The sequence below is a fragment of the Streptomyces sp. NPDC013187 genome (assembly GCF_042899705.1).
Classification (GTDB): domain Bacteria; phylum Actinomycetota; class Actinomycetes; order Streptomycetales; family Streptomycetaceae; genus Streptomyces; species Streptomyces hawaiiensis_A.
In genome coordinates this window covers 649,253-672,664 of record NZ_JBIBAF010000001.1, presented here as the reverse complement: position 1 = coordinate 672,664, position 23,412 = coordinate 649,253, and the positions used below count along the sequence as shown (strand labels likewise).

Below are 23,412 nucleotides of genomic sequence, written 5' to 3'. Positions count from 1 at the left end.
GGCGCGCTCGGCCACGATCGCGTCCAGCAGGCTCTCCATGACCACCTGGCTGCGCGCGCTGTCGAGTGTGCCGATCAGCGGAACGGCGACCGTGCTCTCCCACAGCTTGATCACCGGGGTGGCCACCTCGTGCAGCTGCTCGCGCTGCCGGGCGATCAGCTCCTCGCCCGCACTGACCGTCGTCTCCATCACGACCAGGCGCAGCGTGCCCATGAGCACCGTCAGCCCCACCACGGCCTCCTGGGCCTCGGGTGCGTACGGCTCCGGGAACTCGGCGCGCAGCAGCTCGGTCACCGGCTCGCGCAGCGCGGCGACCTCGTCGGCGACCCCGTCCGGGTCGATGCCCGTCCGGGCGCGGGAGGCGGCCATCCGCCCCAACTGGTCGCGCACGGAAGCGAAGCCGGACGCGCGGATGTCGTCCAGCCGCCCGGACGCCGCCACGGCCGCCAGCGCCGCGGCCACGGCCCGGCCCGCCTCCACCGCCTCGTCCCGGGACACGGTGAAGACCGTGCGGAACAGCGCGGCGTCCGCCCACCGTTGGGCGATCTGCTCCCGGCGCCGTTCCAGGAAGGCGCTCACCTGGTACGCGGCCGGCTCCTGCTCCGCGTTCTCTTCCGACACCGACACTTGTATCGCTCCCTTGCACGGACCGGGCCGAAGTCGCGCGACGGCGCCTCAGCCATTACTTGCCGTATGACAAACATTAGTGCCGACGTGCGGCACCACCAAACAATTGCCCACTGTCGCCCCCGACCTGCGCTTGCCCCGCCGCTTACCGCCCACGCCAGTCCAGACACACCACGAGGGCGTCGTCGTCCGGGGTCGACGCGCCGCGGTGGCCCGTCAGTTCGCGCAGGATGGCCCGGGGCACCTCGGCGGCCGGCAGCAGCCGGGTGGCCTGGATCGCCCGGGCCAGGGCGGCGTCCCCGTAGGTCTCGCCGCCCGGGGAGGCGACGTCGTAGACCCCGTCACTGAGGAAGACCAGCCGGTCGCCCGGCTCCACCCGGAACTCCTGGATCACGTAGTCGGTCTCCTCGAACATGCCGAGCGGCAGCTGGGCGTCGAAGGGCACCCGCTCCACCCCGCCCCGGCGCAGTCGCAGCATCTGCGGCGACCCGGCGTCCACCGCCCGGACCCGGCCGGTGGCCAGGTCGAAGTCCAGCATCAGCACCGACAGGTAGCAGCGGCCCCGGTAGTGCGCGTACACCGCCTGGTCGGCCAGGGCCGCCTGGTCGTCGATGGACAGCCCGGCCCGGCGCGCGTTGCGCAGGGCGTTGATCGCCAGGTTCGTCAGCAGCGAGGCCTCTATGCCCTCGCCCATGCCGTTGGTGACGTAGAGACTGAGCCGGTCGGCGGAGGCGGACCAGTCGAAGTTGTCGCCGAAGATCGCGTACGCCGGCTCCAGCTGGGCGCCCAGCTCGTACTCGGGGCGTGCGCAGGAGCGGCCCGGCAGCAGCTGCCACTGCATCTCGGCGGCCAGCGTGAGCCGGTCCCGGCGGCGCGCCTGGAGATACAGGTCGGTGTCCCGCTCGGCCACGACGACCTCGTGCCCGAGCACTTGGGCGATCTCGGCCAGCTCGCCCAGGCAGCCCTCGGCGTGCCCCGCGTCCGGCAGGGTCACGGTCAGCACCCCGAGGCGGTCGCCGCGCACGGTGACCGGCAGATGCGCCCGGACGAGGTCGCCCGCAAGGGTCTCCACGTACGGCTCCTGCGCACCGAACGCCCGGCCCGCGGGGCTGTTGTGCACGGACACCGGCTGGAGGGTGTGCGGCAGCACGGACACGGGCTGAAGCACCGTCAGTCCGTAGTCGGCCAGGAAAAGCTCGACGGAGTCCGCCGCGTACTGATCGGTCAGTACACGACGGACCGCGTCCAGCAGTTGATGGGGCGCCGCCGTGCGCAGGGCGCGCTCGGCGGCGACGAATCTGCTCGTGATCGTGTTCACGGGGGTTTGTTCACCCTCCTCGGTAGGACGCCGACGCGTCCTCGGAAAAATCGGTCCTTGTCCACGGGCCGGGGATGCGGGTCCCGGGCGGTTCAGCTCACGCCTGATGCCGCGACGGGCACCGGTCGTCCCGTGGGGCCGAAGCCGTCTGCCGCGGCACTAGTACGCTGGCGGCCATCCCGGTGCCTGCGAGAGTGTGACTGTGACTTCCCTCCGACCCCGCCCTGAGCCGACAGAGGTCGCCCGTGTGACCTCCACGGCCGCGGAGTTGCTGGAGGTCCTGTGGGGCCGGGCCTCGACCGCGCCGGCCTCCGCGTCCCAGCTGCGGGTGCTGCTCATGCTCGAACACCACGAGGGCATCAACCTGCGCACGCTCGCCGACTCCCTCGCCTCCACACCGCCCTCGACCAGCCGGCTGTGCGACCGGCTGCAGGCGGCCGGGTTCGTCGAACGCGAGGTGAGTCCGGCCGACCGGCGCGAGGTCCGCCTGCACCTCAGCGGCCGGGGCCGCGCCTTCCTGGCCGACCTGCGCATGCGGCGGGAGGAGGCGCTGCGCGCGGTGCTCGACCAGATGCCCGCGGCGAAGCGGGTCGCACTGCTGCAGGGGCTGGAGGCGTTCTGCGACGCGGCCGCGGCCCAGATACACGACGACTCCGAAGACTCCCGCTCGTCCGGCACCCGGACTGCCTGATTGCGCCGTCGCACGGAGTCGTCCCTTCCGGTCTCTTCCCCGCGCACGTTCGACATGCCTAGGCTGTTGCTCTCCACCTATAGTTGTCAAACGGCAACTGTCCGCTCTGCGAGCCCTTCGGTCTTCTCTCGCGCACCCCACCGCCCACCCTCCCTGCCCGTACCGTCGCAGCACAGGTCCGGGTACCCCGCCACCGCCTCGACCTGCGCCGACTGTGGTCAACGTCTCGCCGGGGCATATGCGGGGCATGACCGAGGCGAGGGCGGGTAGCGGCGCTGGAGGTGGCCTGTCGGGGGATCGGAGCGGGCCGGACTGACAGGGAGGGCCCGTGACGGCGACCATGCGCATCGGCACGACGACGGATTGCGCCACCTACACCGGTGAGGAGCTGCCGCAGATCGCCGAGCCCCAGAAGCTCGCCCCGCAGGACGCGCGCGGGCTGACCGGACAGTTCCTGGCACGGCTCGCCGTGCTCGAGGAGGGCACGCCCGAGTACCAGTACGCCCGCAACACGCTCATTGAGATGAACATGTCGCTGGTGCGCTTCGCCGCCCGCCGGTTCCGCACCAGCGGCCAGTCGATGGAAGACGTCGTCCAGGTCGGCGTCATCGGGCTGATCAAGGCCATCGACCGGTTCGAGGTCTCCCGCGAGGTGCAGTTCACCAGCTTCGCGGTGCCGTACATCATCGGCGAGATCAAGCGCTTCTTCCGTGACACGTCCTGGGCCGTCCATGTGCCGCGCCGCCTGCAGGAGGCCCGTACCGAACTCGCCAAGGCCACCGAGGAACTGGCCTCCCGCCTCGGCCGCGCCCCGAAGGTGGCCGAACTGGCCGCCCTGATGAACCTGTCGGAGGAGGAGGTCGTCGAGGCCCAGATCGCGGCCAACGGCTACCTGTCCTCCTCCCTCGACGCGACGGTCACCGGCGACCCGGACGAGAGCGAGACGACACTGTCGGAGTTCATCGGCGAGGAGGACCCGGCCCTCGAACTCGTCGAAAACTTCCACGCCCTGGCCCCCCTGGTCGCCGAACTCGACGAACGCCAGCGCCTCATCCTCCACCTGCGCTTCGTGGAGGAGCTGACCCAGGCGGAGATCGGCGCCCGGCTCGGCATCTCGCAGATGCACGTCTCCCGGCTGATCTCCCGCACGGTGGCACGGCTGCGGTCGGGAATGCTGACCACCGGCTGACCCAGCCCCCGCAACGACAAGAGCCCCGGTCCGGAGACGATCCGAACCGGGGCTTCCTTGTAGGCCCTGTGGGACTCGAACCCACAACCAATGGATTAAAAGTCCACTGCTCTGCCAATTGAGCTAAGGGCCCAGGCGATGTTGCCCCCACGAGCATAGCCGGACGACGCCGAGTCTCCGATCGGGTATCCCGGTCCCGGCCGCGACAACGTCACGAACAAGGCCGATGAGGGCCGCGGAACGACCGGTTCGGGCGTGTCCGCACGGCCTCCGAAGAGCCCCCACCCGGACGACGAAGCGCCGTGGCCCGCCCGTCGGGACGGAGCCACGGCGCTCCTCATGCGCTGATGTCAGCCGCTATGCGCCGATGTCAGCCGTTGCGCTTCCAGCGCGGCTTGTCCTCGCGGCGCTGGAACGAGCCACCACCGCGGTGGTCGTCACGACGGCCGTACGGGCGGTCGTGGCCGGGACGGTCGTGCCCGCCGGAGCGGAAACCCGGGCGGTCGTCACGGCGGTCCCGGTTGAACGGACGGTCGCTGCCCCGGTGCCCACCGCGCTCGTCACGGCGGAAGCCGCCACGGTCACGGTCACGGTCGAAGGAACGGCCACCACGGTCGTCACGACGCTCGAACGAACGGCCACCACGGTCACCACCGCGCTCGCCACGGTCGTCCCGGCGGAAACCACCGCGCTCGCCACGGTCACCACGGTCGGCACGGTCGTCACGACGGAAACCACCGCGGTCACGGTCACGGTCGAAGGAACGGCCACCACGGTCGTCACGACGCTCGAACGAACGACCACCACGGTCGCGGTCACGGTCGCGGTTGAACCCACCACGGTCGTCACGACGCTCGAAGGAGCGGCCACCACGGTCGTCACGACGCTCGAACGAACGGCCACCACGGTCACCACCGCGCTCACCACGGTCGTCCCGGCGGAAACCACCGCGATCGTCACGCCGCTCCCGGCGCTCGTACGGAGCGGAGGACTCGGGGCGCTCCTCACGACCATGGGACTCGGGGCGCTCCTCACGCTCCACGTCCTTCGCGGTCGGCTGCTCGGGCACCGACACCTCCACGGCGGCCGCCACGACCTCGCCGGCCTCCCCGGCCACCACGGCCGCGGGCTCCTCGCCCCGCTCACGCGCGACCCGCGCCAGCAGCCGGTCGGACTCCTCGCGCAGCTCGTTCGCACGCCGCTGCGCCCGCTCCAGCTCCTTGGTGAGCTGGGCGACCTCACGCTCGGCCTGCTGCGCCGCGTTGCCCACGGACTCGGCCTGCACCTCGGTCATCGACCGGGCGCCGGTGATCTCGGCGACCTCCGGGTCGAAGGCGCCGGCGCCCTGGATGATGTGACGCGAGGCGTCGACGCCCGCGTCCTCCATCAGCCGGAAGATCTGACGCCGCTGGTGCGGCAGCGACAGGGACACGACCGTGCCGGAGCGGCCCGCGCGAGCGGTACGGCCGGAGCGGTGCAGATAGTCCTTGTGGTCTCCCGCCGGGTCCACGTTCAGCACCAGGTCGATACCGTCGACGTGGATACCGCGCGCGGCGACGTCGGTCGCGACGAGCGCGTTGACGTAACCCTTCTTGAAGTCCTCCAGCACACGGGTGCGCGCGCCCTGCGTCATACCGCCGTGCAGCGCGTCGGCCTTCACACCGGCGTCGCACAGCTGCTCGGCGATACGGTCGGCGCCCAGCTGGGTGCGGACGAAGATGATCGTGCGGCCCTTACGGGAGGCGATCGCGGCGGTGACCGGCGCCTTGTCCTTGGGCTTCACGATCAGGATGTGGTGCGACATGGTCGTGACGTTGCCCTGGGCGCTGTCGACCTCGTGCGTGACCGGGTTGCTCAGGTAACGCTTGACCAGAGTGGAGATCTCGTTCTCCATCGTGGCCGAGAACAGCATGCGCTGGCCGCCGGCCGGGACCTGGTCGAGCAGCTCGGTGACCTCGGGCAGGAAGCCCAGGTCGGACATCTGGTCGGCCTCGTCGAGGACGGCGACCTCGACGTTCTCCAGGGAGCAGGCGCCACGGTTGATGATGTCGCGCAGTCGGCCCGGGGTGGCGACGAGGACGTCGACGCCGCGCTCCAGGGCGTAGATCTGGTTGCCCATCGACGTACCGCCGCAGACGACCTTCATCTTCAGGCCGACGACGTCGCCGTAGGGCTGGAGGGCGTCCGCGACCTGCATCGCGAGCTCACGGGTCGGGGTGAGGATGACCGCGCGCGGCTTGTGCTTCTCGGTGCGGCCGCCGGCGAGACGCGCCAGGGTCGGCAGACCGAACGACAGGGTCTTGCCGGAGCCGGTGCGGCCACGGCCGAGGATGTCCTTGCCGGCCAGGGCGTCCGGAATGGTCGCGGCCTGGATCGGGAAGGGGGTGGTCACGCCGTTCTGCGCGAGCTTGCGCACAACGCCTTCGGGGAGACCGAGGTCCGCGAAGGTGACCTCGGGGGCGTCCTCGGCTGCCTCGTTCTCGGGCACGACGACGTGATCAGTACTGGCGATGGACATGCGAATGCGAAACCTTCCGGAGTCTCAGTCGGCACGCGCCCGTCAACTCCGTGATTCGCGAATCGCAATACGACCGCCTCAATGCGGTCCACCACGGCAAGGGAGAGTACGCGCCACACGGCGCGCTCTGCAGTGGCGCCGGGCAAGATGGGATCAAACGATCTGCCACCATACGCACTCCGGGCCCCACAAGGCAAACCGGACTGTGCAGGAGACAGCGGACCACTGCCCGACGGCCGGACAGCATCCACTGCTCTCCAACCACCCCCCAGCCGTGATTGTTCCCGCCCCGGACGGAAAACTTCCCGCCCCACCCACGCATCCCGCCCCACCCACGCATCCAGCGCCACCAGGGCATCCCCGCGCATCCCCGCCCCCTACGCGGGCGACCCCGCCTCCGGCGCCGGCTCCCGCTGCTCGAGCTGCGGCCCCGGCGGCTCGTGCGCCGACGACGACGGCTCCGGCGTCGGCTCGGGAGACGTCGTCGGCTCCTGCGGCGTCGGCGTGGGCTCCGGCTCGACGGTCCGGGTGGGCGTCGGCGGCGCCGGCGGCTTCGGCGTCGGCCGGGCCGGCTTCCCCGGCTTGTCACCCCCCGGCCCGGGCGGACTCACCTCAGCACTCGGCGACACCTCGGGCGCGGCCGACTTCCCCGCCCCGCCGCCCTTGCCCTTCTTGTCCTTCCCGCCCTTGCCACGCCCCCGCTCACCGTCGGCCCCGACCGCGCCCGAACCGGCGCCACCACCCGACACCGCCGAACCGCCCTCAGGCGCCTCACCACCCCGCTGCCCGGCGGAGTGCGACGGCTTGACGCTCCCGCCCGCGTCGTCGTCACCGACACTCATGCAGCCGGCGGCAGCGGCAACCGCCACGGCCGTGACGGCCAGTCGGACGGGTACGTACAAGGGGCGCACAGGGCCACCTCCGGAACGGGTGATGGAGTCAACACCTCCAACTCCCGCCGCCCACAAGAGGACACGCGCCCCGTATTCACAACCCGGTCAGCCGTACCCCAGGGCGTGAAGACGCTCGTCGTCGATGCCGAAGTGGTGCGCGATCTCGTGCACCACGGTGATCTCCGTCTCCGCGACGACGTCCTCCCGCGACTCACACATCCGCAGCGTCGGATTCCGGTACACCGTGATCCGGTCCGGCAGCACACCGGCGTACCACTCACCCCGGTCGGTCAGCGGAGTCCCCTCGTACAGCCCGAGCAACTCGGGATCGTCCGCCGGCGGCTCGTCCTCGACGAACACCGCGACGTTGTCCATCAGTCGCGTCAACTCCGGCGGGATCCGGTCGAGCGCCTCGGCGACCAGCTCCTCGAACTCCTCGCGCGTCATCTCCAGCACAGGCCCATTGTCAGCCACGACCCCGCCGTACGAGAGCCTCCCGGCGCCGCATATCCGGCCGCGGACTTGGGCATACGGGATCAATGGCCCGCGTCCCCGCCGCAGTCCTGAGTGTCCTGAACCCCTTCCGCAAGGCCCCGCACGCCCTCACCCGCCGCTACCGCTCCCGCCAGACACCCGCCACGATCGAACTCGTGACGCAGCCCCACCCGTGGACCCGCGCGGTGGGACTCGTGGCCGTCGTGCTGCTCGGCGCCTGGCTGGGCCTGCTGGTCGTGGGCAACGTCCGGGTTCCGGTCGGCCCCATGGACACCACCATGACACTGCGCCCGTCCTTCACCGGCGGCACCAGGATCAACATCTCGCCCCTCGGCGCCCTCCAACTGGACAGCCACATCGCCCCCGTCCGCCTGGACGTGAACGTCGACCAGCTCGACCCCGACCGCTCCCAAGCCCTCGTCGACCACCCCGAACGCCTCTCAGGCCTCCAGGACGAAGTCACCGCGGACGTCGGCCGCGGCACCCTCGACCTGGCCCTGCGCTCCGGCGTCGCCGTCGTCGCCGGAGCCACCACCCTCGGCCTCGCCGTCTACCGCCGGCCCCGCCGCGCCCTCGCCGCCGGCGGCCTCGCCCTCACCCTTCTCGCCGCCTCGGGCGGCACGGCCTACGCCACCTGGCGCCCCGACTCCGTACTGGAACCCAAGTTCTCCGGCCTGCTCACCTCGGCCCCCTCCCTGGTCGGCAACGCGCGCAGCATCGTCACGGAATTCGACGTCTACCAGAAGGAATTGGCCCGCCTCGTCACCAACGTGACCAAGCTCTACGACGCCACCTCGACGCTGCCGGCCTACGCGCCCGACCCCTCCACGATCCGGGTCCTGCACGTCTCCGACATCCACCTCAACCCGGCGAGCTGGAAGATCATCGCCTCGCTCGTGGAGCAGTACAAGGTCGACGTGATCGTCGACTCCGGCGACACGATGGACCACGGCACCGCCGCCGAGAACGGCTTCCTGGACCCCATCGAAGATCTCGGAGCCCCCTACGTCTGGGTCCGCGGCAACCACGACTCGATGATCACCCAGCGATACATGCAGGACCTGAAGAACGTCCACGTCCTGGACAACGGCAAGGCACAGACGATCAAGGGTCTGCGCTTCGCCGGCATCGGTGACCCACAGTTCACCCCCGACCGCTCGCGGCAGACCGGCGCCCGGCAGTCCCAGGAACTGGCCGGTGCCCGCCTCGCCACCGCCCTCCGCGATCAGAGCACCGCCGGCACGCCGGTGGACGTCGCCATCGCCCACGAACCCTCCGCCGCCCGTGAGGTCGACGGCGAGGTCCCCCTGGCCCTGGCGGGCCACCTGCACCACGACGAGATGGAGATGCTGCCCTACGGCACCCGGCTGCGCATCGAGGGCTCCACGGGCGGCAGCGGGCTGCGCGCCATCGAAGGCAAGCACCCCGACCCCATCGAGGCGTCGATCCTGTACTTCGACCGGGACACCCGCCATCTCCAGGCCTGGGACGAGATCGAACTGGGCGGCCTCGGCCTCACGACGGCGGAGGTCAGCCGCCACCTCCCGGAGGAGAACCAGCCCGGCGCGACCCCCTCCCCCGGCACCCCCTCGGGGGCCGCCCCGTCGGCCTCGCCCTAAACCGTTTTGGCGATAGCTCCCGCCATCCCATATGCTTCTCACGTCCCCGACGCGCTGAGAAGCGCGCAGGCGGGCCGATAGCCCTCATCGTCTAGCGGCCTAGGACGCCGCCCTTTCAAGGCGGTAGCACGGGTTCGAATCCCGTTGGGGGCACGCACCACCCTGTGCGACACTGTCGTACAAAGCTTGGTCCTGTGGAGCAGTTTGGAGTGCTCGCCACCCTGTCAAGGTGGAGGCCGCGGGTTCAAATCCCGTCAGGACCGCTGAGGTTTCACGTGAAACCTCGTGGCTGGGTAGCTCAGTTGGTACGAGCGATCGCCTGAAAAGCGATAGGTCGCCGGTTCGACCCCGGCCCCAGCCACAGCTAAGGCCCCGATCTTCGGATCGGGGCCTTGTTGTATGCCTTGTGTTAGCGATCCCGCAGTACGAGCGTCCGCGTCCGCTACCGAAGAAGTACCCCGGCTCGCAGCTCGCCCCGCCGATGGCTTCGGCGGAAGCGGCGCATCCAGCCCCTACGCGATCAGCGTGAGGGCAGGGACCTGTGACTCGGCCCCGCAGACCCAGGTCCACCAGCCTCGACCGGCGATGGCATGGGACGCATTCAGGTCCGCGTGCTCAACGAAGCCGCAGTTCCTGCATGAGAACACGGCCTGTGTCGGCCGGTTCCTCTTGTCGATGTGATGGCAGCGGGAGCACTCCTGGCTGGTGTAGGCCGGATGGACGTGTACCACCGGCACTCCGGCCCGGCGCGCTTTGTATGCGATGAAGGCGCCGAGCTGGGCGAAGGCCCAGGAGTGGATCGTGACGCGTTGGGGCTTCTTCAGCCGTGCCCGTTCGCGGATGCCGCCCAGGTCTTCCAGGGCGATGCCGCGACCGGTGCGTTGGGCCTCCGTCACGATGTGTTTGCTGATCTTGTGATTGATGTCGCGGGTGCGCCGGGCTTCTCTTCCGGCGCGGCGTTTGGCTCGCCGTTTGGCGGAGCGGGTCTGTTTTCTTGCGAGGTTGTCTCGGTTGCGGCGGTCGTTCTGTCTGCTGCGGTTGAGGCGTCGGCCGCTGTGCCGGTGGCCGGTCGAGGTGGTGGCGATGTTGGTGATGCCGAGGTCGACGCCGATGAACCCCCGGGGGTCCGGGGTGGTGGGGCTTTCCGGGATGTCGACCGTGGCCAGGAGGTACCAGTGTCCGTTGTGGCTGGTCAGGTCGGATTCGCCTTGTCGGTGGCGGGCGAGGAGAAGGAGTTGTGTTTCCTCTCCGGTGAAGGCGAGGCGCTTCACGCGTCCTGCCACGGTCCAGATGGAGACGGTTCGTTGTTCCATCTGCCAGGACAGCATGCGGTCGTCGTAGGGCTGGGCGCCTTGGGGTCGGAAGGCGATGGGTTTTTCGGTGGCTCTGCGGAGGCGTCGGGATCCGGGTTTGCCGAGGTTTCCGGCTTTGAGGTTGCCGGCGAGGGCGGTGTAGGCGTCGTTGGTCTTCTTGATGACGTGCTGGGCGGCCTGGGCACCGAGGGACCAGCGGGTTTTGAGCTCGGTGTAGGTCAGGGCGCGTAGTTCGCGGTTGCGTTTGATTCCGGTGGTGAAGGCGGTGTGGGAGACGTGGTTGGCTGCCGCGTTGCAGGCGTGGAGGGTTGCCTGTAGTGCCGACGCCTGTTGGGGGGTCGGGAGTAGTTTGACGCGGATGACCAGCTTCACGTCCTGGAATCTAGGGTGGGGTCGGGGTTGCGGTCAGGTGATCGATCTCCGGCCACTCGATCGAATGACTGCCCGGTCATTCGATCGAAGATCGTCTGCGTGGGCTGGTCGTCGGGCTGGTCGAAATCCGTTCGCCTCTGTTTTGCAGGGGATGAGATCCTGGATCCCGTATGTCTACGCACCCTGCCCCCGCCCTCGGCGCCCTCGCCCCCCGCCTGACCGAGCTGTCCCTGCGCGATGCGCACCGGCTCGGGCGCAGGCTCGAAGGTGCGCGCAAGATCCGTAAGCCGGAGGCGCGGGCCGCTGTGCTCGCCGAGATCGAGGCGGAGGTCGACAGGGCCGAGGAGCGGATGGCCGGCCGGCGTGCCCTTGTGCCCGAGGTCACGTACCCCGAGCAGTTGCCGGTCAGCCAGAAGAAGGACGCGATCGCCGAGGCGATTCGCGATCACCAAGTGGTGATCGTCGCCGGTGAGACCGGTTCCGGAAAGACGACGCAGATCCCCAAGATCTGTCTCGAGCTGGGGCGCGGTGTGCGGGGCATGATCGGGCACACGCAGCCGCGCAGGATCGCGGCCCGGACGGTCGCCGAGCGTGTCGCGGAGGAGCTGGACACTCCGCTCGGCCAAGCGGTGGGCTGGAAGGTGCGTTTCACCGACCAGGTCGATCCGGACGCCACCTTCGTCAAGCTGATGACGGACGGCATCCTGCTGGCCGAGATCCAGACCGACCGTGAGCTGCGTGCCTACGACACGATCATCATCGACGAGGCGCACGAGCGGTCCCTCAACATCGATTTCCTGCTGGGCTACCTCGCCCAGCTGCTGCCGAAGCGCCCTGATCTCAAGGTCGTGATCACCTCGGCCACGATCGACCCCGAGCGCTTCTCGCGGCATTTCGGTGATGCCCCGATCATCGAGGTCAGCGGCCGTACGTACCCGGTGGAGGTCCGTTACCGGCCGTTGCTGGAGGAGGACGGCGACGACGCCGACCGCGATCAGATCACCGCGATCACCGATGCCGTGGAGGAGCTCCAGAAGGAGGGGAAGGGCGACATCCTCGTCTTCCTCTCCGGTGAGCGGGAGATCCGGGACACGGCCGACGCCCTCACCAAGAAGAACTACCGGTTCACGGAGATTCTGCCGCTCTACGCCCGGCTCTCCCATGCGGAGCAGCACCGCGTCTTCCAGCAGCACACCGGCCGCAGGATCGTTCTGGCCACGAATGTGGCCGAGACCTCGCTGACCGTCCCGGGCATCAAGTACGTGATCGACCCCGGTTTCGCGCGGATCTCGCGTTACAGCCATCGCACCAAGGTCCAGCGGCTGCCCATCGAGCCGGTCTCGCAGGCGAGTGCCAACCAGCGCAAGGGCCGCTGTGGGCGTACGTCCGACGGCATCTGCATCCGGCTGTACAGCGAGGACGATTTCAACGCCCGGCCGGAGTTCACGGACGCGGAGATCCTCCGGACGAACCTCGCCTCCGTCATCCTGCAGATGACCGCGGCCGGCCTCGGTGACATCGAGAAGTTCCCCTTCATCGACCCGCCGGACCACCGCAACATCCGCGACGGTGTCCAGTTGCTCCAGGAACTGAACGCCCTGGACCCGGTGCAGAAGGACCCGCGCAAGCGGCTCACGGACACCGGCCGCAAGCTGGCGCAGCTGCCCGTCGACCCGCGGTTGGCCCGGATGGTCCTGGAGGCGGACAGGAACGGCTGTGTGCGCGAGGTCATGGTGATAGCCGCCGCGCTGTCCATCCAGGACCCGCGTGAGCGCCCCGCCGACAAGCAGGCGCAGGCCGATCAGCAGCACGCCCGCTTCAAGGACGAGACCAGCGACTTCCTGGCCTACCTCAATCTGTGGCGTTATCTCCGTGAGCAGCAGAAGGAGCGCGGGTCGTCCTCCTTCCGCCGGATGTGCAAGCAGGAGTACCTCAACTTCCTTCGCATTCGTGAATGGCAGGACATCTACACGCAGTTGCGCACGGTGGCGAAGCAGATGGGCATCCATCTCAACGAGGACGACGCCCCGGCCGACCGCGTCCATCTCTCCCTGCTGGCCGGTCTTCTGTCGCACATCGGCATGAAGGACGTGAAGGACGGGGCGAAGAACGAGTACCTGGGCGCCCGGAACGCCAAGTTCGCGGTTTTCCCCGGATCGGCCCTGTTCAAGAAGCCCCCGCGTTTCGTGATGTCCGCCGAGCTCGTCGAGACGTCCCGCCTGTGGGCCCGCGTCAACGCGAAGATCGAGCCCGAGTGGGTCGAGCCCCTCGCCGCGCACCTCGTCAAGCGCACCTACAGCGAGCCGCATTGGGAGAAGGACCAGGCCGCGGTGATGGCGTACGAGAAGGTCACGCTGTACGGCGTGCCGATCGTGGCGCAGCGGAAGGTCAACTACGGGCGGATCGACCCGGAGGTCAGCCGTGAGCTGTTCATCCGGAACGCACTGGTGGAGGGGGACTGGCGCACGCACCACAAGTTCTTCTCGGACAACCGCCGGCTCCTGACGGAGGTCGAGGAGCTGGAGCACCGGGCCCGGCGCCGGGACATCCTGGTCGACGACGAGACCCTGTTCGACTTCTACGACCAGCGGATTCCCGAACACGTCGTCTCCGGTGCCCACTTCGACTCGTGGTGGAAGCGCAAGCGGCACGAGCAGCCCGATTTCCTCGATTTCGAGCGCGAGATGCTCATCAACGAGAAGGCGGGCGAGGTCACCAAGGCCGACTACCCCGACTCGTGGCGCCAGGGTGATCTGAAGTTCCGGGTGACGTACCAGTTCGAGCCGGGCGCGGACGCCGACGGCGTGACCGTCCACATCCCGCTGCAGGTCCTCAACCAGGTCACGGACGAGGGCTTCGACTGGCAGATCCCGGGGCTGCGCGAGGAGCTGGTGACGGAGCTGATCCGGTCCCTGCCCAAGCCGATCCGGCGGAACTACGTCCCCGCGCCGAACTTCGCGAAGGCGTTCCTGGACCGGGCCGTGCCCCTCCAGGAGCCCCTCGCCACGACCATGGCCCGTGAGTTGCGGCTCATGGTGGGCGTGCCCTTCGAGGCGGACGACTTCGATCTGTCGAAGGTCCCCGACCATCTGAAGGTGACGTTCCGGATCGTCGACGAGCGGCGTCGCAAGCTGGCCGAGGACAAGGACCTGGAGGCGCTGAAGCTCAAGCTGCGCCCGAAGGCCCGCAAGGCGCTCTCCCAGGCGGCCGCGGCGACCGCGGAACGCTCCGGCGGTGAGTCTCTGGAACGTTCGGGCCTGACGGACTGGACGATCGGCACCCTCACCCGGGTCTTCGAGACGCGTCGGGCCGGTCAGCCGGTGAAGGCGTATCCGGCGCTGGTCGACGACGGTGACACGGTCTCCGTGCGCCTCTTCGACACGGAGGCGGAGCAGGCGCAGGCGATGTGGAAGGGCACGCGCCGGCTGATCCTGCGCAACATCCCGGTGAACCCCGCGAAATTCACGAGCGACCGCCTGACGAACGCCCAGAAGCTGGCTCTGTCGGCGAATCCGCACGGCTCGATCCAGGGTCTGTTCGACGACTGCGCGATGGCCGCCGCGGACAAGCTGATCGGGGACTTCGGCGGGCCGGCGTGGGACGAGGAGTCGTACCGGAAGCTGTACGAGAAGGTGCGTGCCGAGATCGTCGACACGACCGTCCGTACGGTGGACCAGGTACAGCAGGTCCTGGCGGCCTGGCAGGCCTGTGAGCGGCGCCTGAAGGCCGTACGCAGCCCGGCGCTGCTGGCGAACCTCCAGGACGTACGGGGGCAGCTGGACGCCCTTGTGAGGCCGGGCTTCGTGACGGAGGCGGGGCTGCGGCGCATGCCGGACCTGATGCGCTATCTGGTGGCGGCCGACCGGCGTCTGCAGCAGATGCCGACGAACGTCCAGCGGGACACCACGCGGATGCAGAAGGTCCACGAGATGCGGGACGAGTACGCCTGGCTGCTGGAGCAGTTGCCGCAGGGCCGGCCGGTCCCGTCGTCGGTTCTGGACATCCGCTGGATGATCGAGGAGCTCCGGGTCAGCTATTTCGCCCACGCGCTGGGCACGGCGTACCCCGTCTCCGACAAGCGGATCGTGAAGGCGATCGACGCGGCGGTGCCGTGACGGGACCGGCACGCAGGGTGAGTTCGACCCCGGGGCTCACCCTCCTGTACAGTCTCTTCTCGCAGCGCAACGCACGAATGGCGCCGCGAAACCTGGTCCTGTGGAGCAGTTTGGAGTGCTCGCCACCCTGTCAAGGTGGAGGCCGCGGGTTCAAATCCCGTCAGGACCGCAGTGAGAGAGCCGGATCTTCGGATCCGGCTCTTTTCGTTGCGCCGGGCCTTCGGGACGCCTGAGCCCTCGCATCGCGCCCAGACCTTCGAGCCGCGTGAGCCCCGCGTTGCGCCCAGGCCTTCCGGCCGGCCCCGCATGACGCCCGCGCCTTCGAGAACCGGCCTCTCTCGTGTGCCCTGACCTCCGTGGAGGCTCCCGGGGCCCCGCACGCCGTCTTGACGCCCCCTCATTCCCTCGGTACCCCAGAACCAGGGCCGTTCCCCGTACGGCCTCCTGGAGGTGGCGTATGGCGGCAGCGGCCAGGCACGAGACGCGGGCACTGCTCCGCGCGCACCTGTCGGCCGCGTCGTCGTACCGGCACCTCACACGGCACTGCCCGATCTGCCACCGGCTGCTGCGGCTGGCGATGGAGTCCGCGCCGCGTACCGCTCGGACCGCGGCCCCGGCCCGGGAGGACGAGAGCCCGGCGCCGGCGTGACCCACGAGCGGTCCCAACACCCGTACGCACGCGGGCTGCTGGAGAGGGAGGCTCCTCTACCGCACCCGAGGCGGAGCTAACAAGCCGCTTGGTATGTGACGGGTGTCACCGCATGAGTTTTGGAAAGTGGGTTACTTACACCCCGCCTACAAAGGGTCAATTTAATATGTGCAATTGCACCCTGCCCGGGGTGCCACGCACAGGGGATCCGACACCCCTCCCCAGGCTCCTACAAGGCCGCTCACAGCCGGATCGGCAGAACCGTCGTGGGCGCACAAAAAAGATCGCGCTGGACCCGGCGGAGTCCAGCGCGATCGACGACGCACCCTGTTGCATGCCTGAGAAGCTCTGACTGGCGTGGGCGTGGGGCCTGTTGGGGCAGGACCCGCGTCGCTTGGAGCAGCGGTTCCGGGCGCCGCGACCAGTGGGGGACCAGCCGGTTTTGCCCGGTTATTCAGTTGTTCAGGCCTCGCTGCGCTGCTGCGGGATACCCGCGAGCAGAGCGCGGACCTCGGCCTCGCGGTAGCGCCGATGCCCGCCGAGCGTGCGGATCGACGTGAGCTTGCCGGCCTTCGCCCACCGCGTGACCGTCTTCGGGTCCACACGGAACATGGTGGCGACCTCAGCCGGGGTCAGCAGCGGCTCGGCATCAGGGGTGCGAGCGGTCATGAGCGGCCTCCTCGGGAGAACCGAACCTTCTCGGTTCTTTCCTCTAAATTCTGCACCTTGACCCGCGTTGCCCGAAATGGCGGACGCGAGTCGAGTCGGTTATAGGACGAACGGCTTGTCCTCGGCACTACAACTACACCATCTGTCCAGCCGCGTCGGCCAAACCGATGGAATTGCCCCTCCAGGTGTTCATCAGCGACGGAAGCCGATGGACCATGCCATAGCGGACAGTCACACCGCTGTGACGATCAGTCACAGGGTGATCAGGAAGTCACCAGACCCCCCAAAGCGTGCAATGCTGAGATTCCGCCCATAGTGCAGCACCATGGGACGGAAGGAGCCCTCCCCGGACTCCTTGTCCTATTTTGGCATGAGGAGGGGCAAGGGACGCAAGAGCCTCGTACGTGTAGTCCGTCACGCTTGGCCTACTTGAGAGGTCTGCCCGGATCGGGTCCTACGTCCCTTGTTGACGAAGCCTCAGGAGACGCACGGCCCGCTTCAGGAACTCGGTGCGAGGACGAAACCCCAAATCGGGCGGTTCGTCAAACGTCAGTTCGTGACCGAATGCGAGCGGTGTGTACGGACATCAAGGTCAGGGGTCAGTTGGCCGACCGCAGATCCCGCACCGAGCGCCAGCGCTCCACGAGCCGGGCGTACGCCTTCCCCGCGGTCTCCCCGTCGCCCCTGCGCAGGGCGGCGATGCCCTCGGCCACGTCCGCGGCCGAATGATCGTCTTCCAGCGTCCCCGCCGGCAGCGCGTGCACCAGGCCGCCGTAGTCCAGCTCCACGAGGGAGCGCGGGTGGAACTCCTCGAGCCAGCGCCCGACGTCCATCAGGCCGTCGATCAGCGGCCCCTCGTCCATGGCCTCCTTCAGGGCGCGCAGGCCCCGGGCCACACGCCGGCGGGCCTGGACCATGGGGGTGCGGTAGCGCAGCACCGGCGGGCCGCCGGCCGAGGCGCCGCTGTCGTACTCGCGCTCCTCGTCGGAGACCAGGACGAACCAGTTGATCGGCACCTGCCAGGTGGCCGTACGGATCCACGGCCGCGCGTCCGGGTTGATCGCCAGCCAGCGCTCGTAGTCCTGGGAGGCCTGGCGTCGCAGGACGGGCGGCAGGACCGCGTCCATCACCGGCGGGGGCAGCTCCTCGCTGAGCTCGTCCAGGGCCAGCCAGCCGCGCAGCCGGGTGCGCCAGGGGCAGACGCAGACGACGCCGTCGACCTCCAGCACGAAGGCGTCCTCGCTCTCGTGCACCGGCACCGGGACCGGTGGGACGGGCGCCAAGTCGGCCAGGGCACGGCGGAGTTCGTCCTGGTACGTGGGACGGTCGGGACGGCGGGCGTAGCGGGCCCACTGGCTGCGCTCCGGCTCGGGGAAGGCGGCCAGCGGTTCGTACACGCGCAGGTAGGTCGCGTAGGGGACGATCACCGAGGTCACCTTGGGCACGCCTGCTCCCTCCCCCGCGCACCGCCGCGAAAACCTGCGGAACCCGCTCACGATCGCGCGGGAAATCTATGCAAATCGTCGCACGGGTGTACTCCGGTCGGAGGTCTTCCTGTGCACTGTGCGGTCGGCGGGCCCGCCAGGCTCTAATCTCATGCTCAACAGTCCCCGCCACCCGCACGAGGGCTGGTCTCCACCCGCCGCACCTACTCAGGAGTCACCACAGTGACCGACGTAACCGGCGCACCTGCTGATGTACTGCACACCCTGTTCCACTCGGACCAGGGCGGACATGAGCAAGTCGTGCTCTGCCAGGACCGCGCGAGCGGCCTCAAGGCCGTCATCGCCCTCCACTCCACCGCCCTGGGCCCCGCGCTCGGCGGTACGCGCTTCTACCCGTACGCGAACGAGGCCGAGGCCGTCGCCGACGCGCTGAACCTCGCCCGCGGGATGTCGTACAAGAACGCCATGGCCGGACTCGACCACGGCGGCGGCAAGGCCGTGATCATCGGCGACCCGGAGAAGATCAAGAGCGAGGAGCTGCTCCTCGCCTACGGCCGGTTCGTGGCCTCGCTCGGCGGCCGGTACGTCACCGCCTGCGACGTCGGCACGTACGTCGCCGACATGGACGTCGTGGCCCGCGAGTGCCGCTGGACGACCGGCCGCTCCCCCGAGAACGGCGGCGCCGGGGACTCCTCCGTCCTCACCGCCTACGGCGTCTACCAGGGCATGCGCGCCTCCGCTCAGCACCTGTGGGGCGACCCCTCGCTGCGCGCGAAGCGGGTCGGCATCGCCGGTGTCGGCAAGGTCGGCCACCACCTGGTGGAGCACCTGCGGGCGGAGGGCGCCGAGGTCGTCATCACGGACGTGCGCGAGGACGCCGTGGGCCGGATCCTCGCCGCGCACCCGACGGGCGTCACGGCCGTCGCCGACACGGCGACCCTGATCCGCGCCGAGGGCCTGGACATCTACGCCCCCTGCGCGCTCGGCGGTGCCCTGAACGACGACACCGTGCCGGCGCTGACCGCCAAGGTGGTCTGCGGCGCCGCCAACAACCAGCTCGCCCATCCGGGCGTGGAGAAGGACCTCGCCGACCGCGGGATCCTCTACGCGCCGGACTACGTGGTGAACGCCGGCGGTGTCATCCAGGTCGCCGACGAGCTGCACGGCTTCGACTTCGAGCGGTGCAAGGCGAAGGCGTCGAAGATCTTCGACACCACGCTGGCCATATTCGCACGTGCGAAGGATGACGGCATTCCGCCGGCTGCGGCGGCCGACCGGATCGCCGAGCAGCGGATGCACGACGCGGCCCTGGCCCGCCGGGCGCGCTGACCCCGGGGTGACGCGGGACCGATCCGCGGATTCTCGTACGTTTGGCCGGTACCCGTCGGTGGGCAGTTAGAGAGAACTCTCACTTCTACCGGCGGGTCGACCGCCGATAAGTGGTTAAAATCGCGGTTGACCAGCGAGGACGGGGCGCCTCGAAGGTTCTGGGCGCGGGCACGTCATGCGGGCGACGTACCGTATGGGCGCGGGCTCAGGTACCGTGGAAGCCCTACGGACCGGTCTCTCCGCGGAGAGTCCGTGCCGGACCATGAACGCGTGTCAAGACTCTGGGGCCGTCGAGCCCCGTCGTTGAGGGGGTCGAGCCATGGGGCGCGGCCGGGCCAAGGCCAAGCAGACGAAGGTCGCCCGCCAGCTGAAGTACAACAGCGGTGGGACTGACCTCTCACGCCTGGCCGAGGAGCTGGGTGCATCGCCTTCGAATCCGCAGCCGCCTAACGGCGCGCCGCCGATCGAAGACGATGATCAGGACGACGACCTGTACGCACGGTACGCCGACCTCTACGAGGACGACGACGACGAGGACGACCAGTCCTCGCAGCATCGTCGCGGCGCTTGACCCTGCACTAGAGCACTAACCCGGTCGGTGATTCCGGTCACCGACCGGGTCTTGTGCTGCCTGCAGGGCCATGCCCCCGTGTCTCAGTTCGCGTAGTCACCGATCAGGGCGGCGCCAGTGGGGTGCTCGCCCCGGTCAGTGATCTCTCCGGCCACCCAGGCGTCCACGCCGCGGTCGGCGAGGGTCGCCAGGGCCACGTCCACGGACTCCTGCGGCACGATCGCGATCATGCCGACGCCCATGTTCAGGGTCTTCTCGAGCTCCAGGCGCTCGACGCTGCCCGTGCGGCCGACGAGGTCGAAGATCGGGGCCGGGGTCCAGGTGGAGCGGTCCACGATGGCGTGCAGCTCGTCGGGGATGACCCGGGCGAGGTTGGCCGCGAGCCCGCCGCCGGTGATGTGGCTGAAAGCGTGCACCTCGGTGGTGCGCATCAGGGCCAGGCAGTCCAGCGAGTAGATCTTGGTGGGCTCCAGCAGCTCCTCGCCGAGGGTGCGGCCGAGCTCCTCGATGTGCGCGTCCAGCGCCAGGCCCGCCTGGTTCAGCAGGACGTGGCGGACGAGGGAGTACCCGTTCGAGTGAAGACCGGAGGACGCCATGGCGATCACCGCGTCACCGGTCCGGATGCGATCGGCGCCGAGCAGCCGGTCGGCCTCCACGACGCCCGTACCGGCACCGGCGACGTCGAAGTCGTCCTCGCCCAGCAGGCCCGGGTGCTCGGCCGTCTCGCCGCCGACCAGGGCGCATCCGGCCAGTACACAGCCCTCGGCGATGCCCTTGACGATGGCGGCGACCCGCTCGGGGTGGACCTTGCCGACGCAGATGTAGTCGGTCATGAACAGCGGCTCGGCGCCGCAGACCACGATGTCGTCCATGACCATGGCGACCAGGTCGTGGCCGATGCTGTCGTAGACGCCCAGCTGCCGGGCGATGTCGACCTTGGTGCCGACGCCGTCCGTGGCGGAGGCGAGCAGCGGCCGCTCGTACTTCTTCAGGGCGGAGGCGTCGAAGAGGCCGGCGAAGCCGCCGAGGCCCCCGAGGACCTCGGGGCGCTGGGCCTTCTTCACCCACTCCTTCATCAGTTCGACGGCGCGGTCGCCGGCTTCGATGTCGACGCCCGCGGCTGCGTAGCTGGCACCAGTTGTGTCAGGCATGACGATGAGAACCTTCGTGTTGTACGGCAGGCGTTTTGAAACGGCACAGCACGGGCCGTCTACGGGCGGCGGATCGCGTCGGCGGCGGCCGTGGCGGCCGGGCCGGCGGCCAGCTCCGTCTCCAGCAGCTGCTTGCCGAGCAGCTCGGGGTCCGGCAGCTCCATCGGGTACTCGCCGTCGAAGCAGGCGCGGCACAGGTTCGGCTTGGCGATGGTGGTCGCCTCGATCATGCCGTCGATGGAGATGTAGGCCAGGGAGTCGGCGCCCAGGGAGGTGCCGATCTCGTCGATCGTCATGCCGTTGGCGATGAGCTCGGCGCGGGTGGCGAAGTCGATGCCGAAGAAGCAGGGCCACTTCACCGGCGGCGAGGAGATCCGGATGTGGACCTCGGCGGCGCCCGCCTCGCGGAGCATGCGGACCAGGGCGCGCTGGGTGTTGCCGCGCACGATCGAGTCGTCGACGACGACCAGGCGCTTGCCCTTGATGACTTCCTTCAGCGGGTTCAGCTTCAGGCGGATGCCCAGCTGGCGGATGGTCTGCGAGGGCTGGATGAACGTCCGGCCGACGTAGGCGTTCTTGACGAGGCCGGCGCCGAAGGGGATGCCGGAGGCTTCCGCGTAGCCGATCGCCGCGGGCGTGCCGGACTCCGGCGTCGCTATCACCAGGTCGGCCTCGACCGGGGCCTCCTTCGCCAGCTTGCGGCCCATCTCCACACGGGAGAGGTACACGTTCCGGCCGGCGATGTCGGTGTCGGGGCGGGCCAGGTACACGTACTCGAAGACGCAGCCCTTGGGCTTCGCGTCCGCGAATCGGGAGGTGCGCAGGCCGTTCTCGTCGATGGCGACGAACTCGCCCGGCTCGATCTCGCGGACGTAGCTGGCGCCGCAGATGTCGAGGGCGGCGGACTCGGAGGCGACGACCCAGCCGCGCTCCAGCCGGCCGAGGACCAGCGGGCGGATGCCCTGCGGGTCACGGGCCGCGTACAGGGTGTGCTCGTCCATGAAGACGAGCGAGAACGCGCCCCTGACCTTCGGGAGGACCGTGTGAGCGGCCTCCTCGATGGTCAGCGGCTTGCCGTCCTCGTCGACCTGGGCCGCGAGGAGCGCGGTGAGCAGGTCGGTGTCGTTGGTCGCCGCGACGCGCGGGGTGCGTCCGCCTTCCTGCTTGGGCAGGTCGGCGACCATCTCGGCGAGCTGGGCGGTGTTGACGAGATTGCCGTTGTGGCCGAGCGCGATGGATCCGTGTCCGGTCGCGCGGAAGGTCGGCTGGGCGTTCTCCCAGACGGAGGCACCGGTGGTCGAGTAGCGGGCGTGTCCGACCGCGATGTGACCCTGGAGCGAACCGAGGGAGGTCTCGTCGAAGACCTGGGAAACCAGGCCCATGTCCTTGAAGACGAGGATCTGTGAGCCGTTGCTGACCGCGATTCCCGCGGATTCCTGGCCTCGATGCTGGAGGGCGTAGAGCCCGAAGTACGTGAGCTTGGCGACCTCTTCGCCCGGAGCCCAGACACCGAAGACGCCACAAGCGTCCTGGGGGCCCTTCTCGCCGGGGAGCAGGTCGTGGTTGAGTCGTCCGTCACCACGTGGCACGCCACCGAGTGTAGGCGAGGTCGACCACTGGTCCGAATTGGGGATACCGGACTTTCCGGTGGATCACCGCTCGGCGACCGCTCGCACACTCGTACCGTTCTCGCTGGTCAGCGTAAGGGTTTGGTGATCGACTCCGTACTTCAGCGTTCCGTCGAAAAGACGCAGCAGCTTCTTCTCGGCGTCCATGAGTGAGTCTTCGCACATCATTCGGGTCGTGGCGGGAGGGCCGAGGGTGATATGGCCGTCGCGGACCGTGGCCTTGGCGTTCACCTTGTTGCAGCCGAGCCTGCCGGAGACGGTGCCCTTCTTCTCGTCGAAGGTGAGGTGGGCCCGGCCGTCGGCGCTCGGGGTCGTGACGGTCCACTTGGTGCCGGCCAGCGGGGCGTCCTTCGCCTTGGTCAGGCGGACGGTGTCGCCCTGGCCGGTGGTGAGGGTGAGACGGTCGTCGTCCGTCTTCGCCGTCAGTTCCTGGTCCGAGAAGGCCTTCGCGAGGGTCGTCTCGAACGCGACGGGCGTGCCCTCGCAGGCCATCTCGGTGGCCCGGGTCTTGCCGAGCCGGACGCGGTCGCCGTCGACGGTGGCCTCGGCGCTGAAGTTGTTGCAGCCGAGGCTGCCCTCGGCCCGGCCCTTGTCGATGGTCACGTGGGCGCCGGCCGGGGCCTTCTGCGTCCTGCCGTCCGCGGTGACGCTGTCCACGTTCCACCGCACACCGGTGATCGGCTTGTCGGCACCGACCGAGCCGCTGCCGCTGCCCGCCTTCTCGCCGCCACAGGCCGCCAGGAGCGGGACGAGCATGGCGGCGGCCGTCAGAGTCATGCGCTGCTTCTGCCTGTCCATGCCACTTCGACGGGGGACCCGG

The 23,412-nt window shown here is 69.3% G+C and carries 18 protein-coding genes and 5 tRNA genes; 11 read left to right on the top strand and 12 right to left on the bottom strand.

Going from position 1 to position 23,412, the window contains the following annotated elements:
* Together ACFY5B_RS03165 and ACFY5B_RS03160 are read right to left on the bottom strand one after the other, a co-directional pair.
* A partial coding sequence (locus tag ACFY5B_RS03165) for an RsbRD N-terminal domain-containing protein (protein ID WP_389963635.1) occupies positions 1-627 on the bottom strand: 627 nt, incomplete at its 3' end.
* A 145-nt stretch (positions 628-772) separates the two neighbouring features.
* Positions 773-1,945, bottom strand: coding sequence for a PP2C family protein-serine/threonine phosphatase (locus ACFY5B_RS03160; RefSeq protein ID WP_389963632.1), 1,173 nt, complete (start codon positions 1,943-1,945; stop codon positions 773-775).
* Positions 1,946-2,141: 196 nt separating this feature from the next.
* Here ACFY5B_RS03160 and ACFY5B_RS03155 point away from each other — a divergent pair, with 196 nt between their 5' ends.
* On the top strand, positions 2,142-2,636 hold the full coding sequence (locus ACFY5B_RS03155) for a MarR family transcriptional regulator (RefSeq protein WP_389963629.1): 495 nt from the start codon (positions 2,142-2,144) through the stop codon (positions 2,634-2,636).
* Between the two features lie 328 nt (positions 2,637-2,964).
* On the top strand, positions 2,965-3,825 hold the full coding sequence (locus ACFY5B_RS03150) for an RNA polymerase sigma factor SigF (protein WP_389963626.1): 861 nt from the start codon (positions 2,965-2,967) through the stop codon (positions 3,823-3,825).
* A gap of 60 nt (positions 3,826-3,885) precedes the next feature.
* Here ACFY5B_RS03150 and ACFY5B_RS03145 read toward each other — a convergent pair.
* From ACFY5B_RS03145 to ACFY5B_RS03130, 4 genes are all read right to left on the bottom strand, one after another.
* A tRNA-Lys gene (locus tag ACFY5B_RS03145) sits at positions 3,886-3,958 on the bottom strand.
* Positions 3,959-4,195: 237 nt separating this feature from the next.
* Positions 4,196-6,343 carry a DEAD/DEAH box helicase gene (locus tag ACFY5B_RS03140; RefSeq protein WP_389963623.1) on the bottom strand — a complete coding sequence of 716 codons (2,148 nt, stop codon included), beginning with the start codon at positions 6,341-6,343 and terminating at the stop codon, positions 4,196-4,198.
* Positions 6,344-6,720: 377 nt separating this feature from the next.
* Positions 6,721-7,254 carry a hypothetical protein gene (locus ACFY5B_RS03135; RefSeq protein ID WP_389963620.1) on the bottom strand — a complete coding sequence of 178 codons (534 nt, stop codon included), beginning with the start codon at positions 7,252-7,254 and terminating at the stop codon, positions 6,721-6,723.
* Positions 7,255-7,341: 87 nt separating this feature from the next.
* Positions 7,342-7,692 (bottom strand): metallopeptidase family protein, encoded by a 351-nt coding sequence (locus ACFY5B_RS03130; RefSeq protein ID WP_031137833.1) that lies wholly within the window; start codon positions 7,690-7,692, stop codon positions 7,342-7,344.
* 83 nt (positions 7,693-7,775) lie between these two features.
* Between ACFY5B_RS03130 and ACFY5B_RS03125 the strand changes: the two genes are divergently transcribed.
* From ACFY5B_RS03125 to ACFY5B_RS03110, 4 genes are all read left to right on the top strand, one after another.
* On the top strand, positions 7,776-9,350 hold the full coding sequence (locus ACFY5B_RS03125) for a metallophosphoesterase (RefSeq protein WP_389963617.1): 1,575 nt from the start codon (positions 7,776-7,778) through the stop codon (positions 9,348-9,350).
* Positions 9,351-9,430: 80 nt separating this feature from the next.
* Positions 9,431-9,503, top strand: a tRNA-Glu gene (locus ACFY5B_RS03120).
* Between the two features lie 35 nt (positions 9,504-9,538).
* A tRNA-Asp gene (locus ACFY5B_RS03115) sits at positions 9,539-9,613 on the top strand.
* Positions 9,614-9,637: 24 nt separating this feature from the next.
* Positions 9,638-9,711: transfer RNA gene (locus tag ACFY5B_RS03110), tRNA-Phe, on the top strand.
* Positions 9,712-9,862: 151 nt separating this feature from the next.
* Here ACFY5B_RS03110 and ACFY5B_RS03105 read toward each other — a convergent pair.
* Positions 9,863-11,035 carry an RNA-guided endonuclease InsQ/TnpB family protein gene (locus ACFY5B_RS03105; RefSeq protein ID WP_389963614.1) on the bottom strand — a complete coding sequence of 391 codons (1,173 nt, stop codon included), beginning with the start codon at positions 11,033-11,035 and terminating at the stop codon, positions 9,863-9,865.
* Between the two features lie 170 nt (positions 11,036-11,205).
* Between ACFY5B_RS03105 and hrpA the strand changes: the two genes are divergently transcribed.
* The 3 genes from hrpA (at position 11,206) to ACFY5B_RS03090 (ending at position 15,799) form a co-directional block, all read left to right on the top strand.
* Positions 11,206-15,150, top strand: a complete 3,945-nt coding sequence (hrpA, locus tag ACFY5B_RS03100) for an ATP-dependent RNA helicase HrpA (protein ID WP_389963611.1) — start codon at positions 11,206-11,208, stop codon at positions 15,148-15,150.
* Between the two features lie 94 nt (positions 15,151-15,244).
* Positions 15,245-15,319 (top strand) — tRNA-Asp (locus ACFY5B_RS03095).
* Between the two features lie 288 nt (positions 15,320-15,607).
* Positions 15,608-15,799, top strand: coding sequence for a DUF6274 family protein (locus tag ACFY5B_RS03090; protein ID WP_389963608.1), 192 nt, complete (start codon positions 15,608-15,610; stop codon positions 15,797-15,799).
* Positions 15,800-16,261: 462 nt separating this feature from the next.
* Here ACFY5B_RS03090 and bldC read toward each other — a convergent pair whose 3' ends face one another.
* Both bldC and ACFY5B_RS03080 read right to left on the bottom strand, forming a co-directional pair.
* Positions 16,262-16,468: a developmental transcriptional regulator BldC gene (gene bldC, locus ACFY5B_RS03085; RefSeq protein ID WP_003949541.1), complete on the bottom strand. Its 207-nt coding sequence runs from the start codon at positions 16,466-16,468 to the stop codon at positions 16,262-16,264.
* Between the two features lie 599 nt (positions 16,469-17,067).
* Entirely contained in the window at positions 17,068-17,913 is an 846-nt protein-coding gene (locus ACFY5B_RS03080) for a hypothetical protein (protein ID WP_389963605.1), read from the bottom strand.
* Between the two features lie 222 nt (positions 17,914-18,135).
* Between ACFY5B_RS03080 and ACFY5B_RS03075 the strand changes: the two genes are divergently transcribed.
* Both ACFY5B_RS03075 and ACFY5B_RS03070 read left to right on the top strand, forming a co-directional pair.
* Positions 18,136-19,242, top strand: coding sequence for a Leu/Phe/Val dehydrogenase (locus tag ACFY5B_RS03075; RefSeq protein ID WP_389963602.1), 1,107 nt, complete (start codon positions 18,136-18,138; stop codon positions 19,240-19,242).
* A 319-nt stretch (positions 19,243-19,561) separates the two neighbouring features.
* Entirely contained in the window at positions 19,562-19,813 is a 252-nt protein-coding gene (locus ACFY5B_RS03070) for a DUF3073 domain-containing protein (RefSeq protein WP_189590364.1), read from the top strand.
* A gap of 83 nt (positions 19,814-19,896) precedes the next feature.
* Here ACFY5B_RS03070 and purM read toward each other — a convergent pair whose 3' ends face one another.
* From purM to ACFY5B_RS03055, 3 genes are all read right to left on the bottom strand, one after another.
* Positions 19,897-20,964, bottom strand: coding sequence for a phosphoribosylformylglycinamidine cyclo-ligase (purM, locus tag ACFY5B_RS03065; RefSeq protein WP_389963599.1), 1,068 nt, complete (start codon positions 20,962-20,964; stop codon positions 19,897-19,899).
* 59 nt (positions 20,965-21,023) lie between these two features.
* Positions 21,024-22,553 carry an amidophosphoribosyltransferase gene (purF, locus tag ACFY5B_RS03060; protein WP_344460281.1) on the bottom strand — a complete coding sequence of 510 codons (1,530 nt, stop codon included), beginning with the start codon at positions 22,551-22,553 and terminating at the stop codon, positions 21,024-21,026.
* Positions 22,554-22,616: 63 nt separating this feature from the next.
* Positions 22,617-23,390, bottom strand: coding sequence for an META domain-containing protein (locus tag ACFY5B_RS03055; RefSeq protein ID WP_389963596.1), 774 nt, complete (start codon positions 23,388-23,390; stop codon positions 22,617-22,619).
* Between the last annotated feature and the right edge of the window lie 22 nt (positions 23,391-23,412).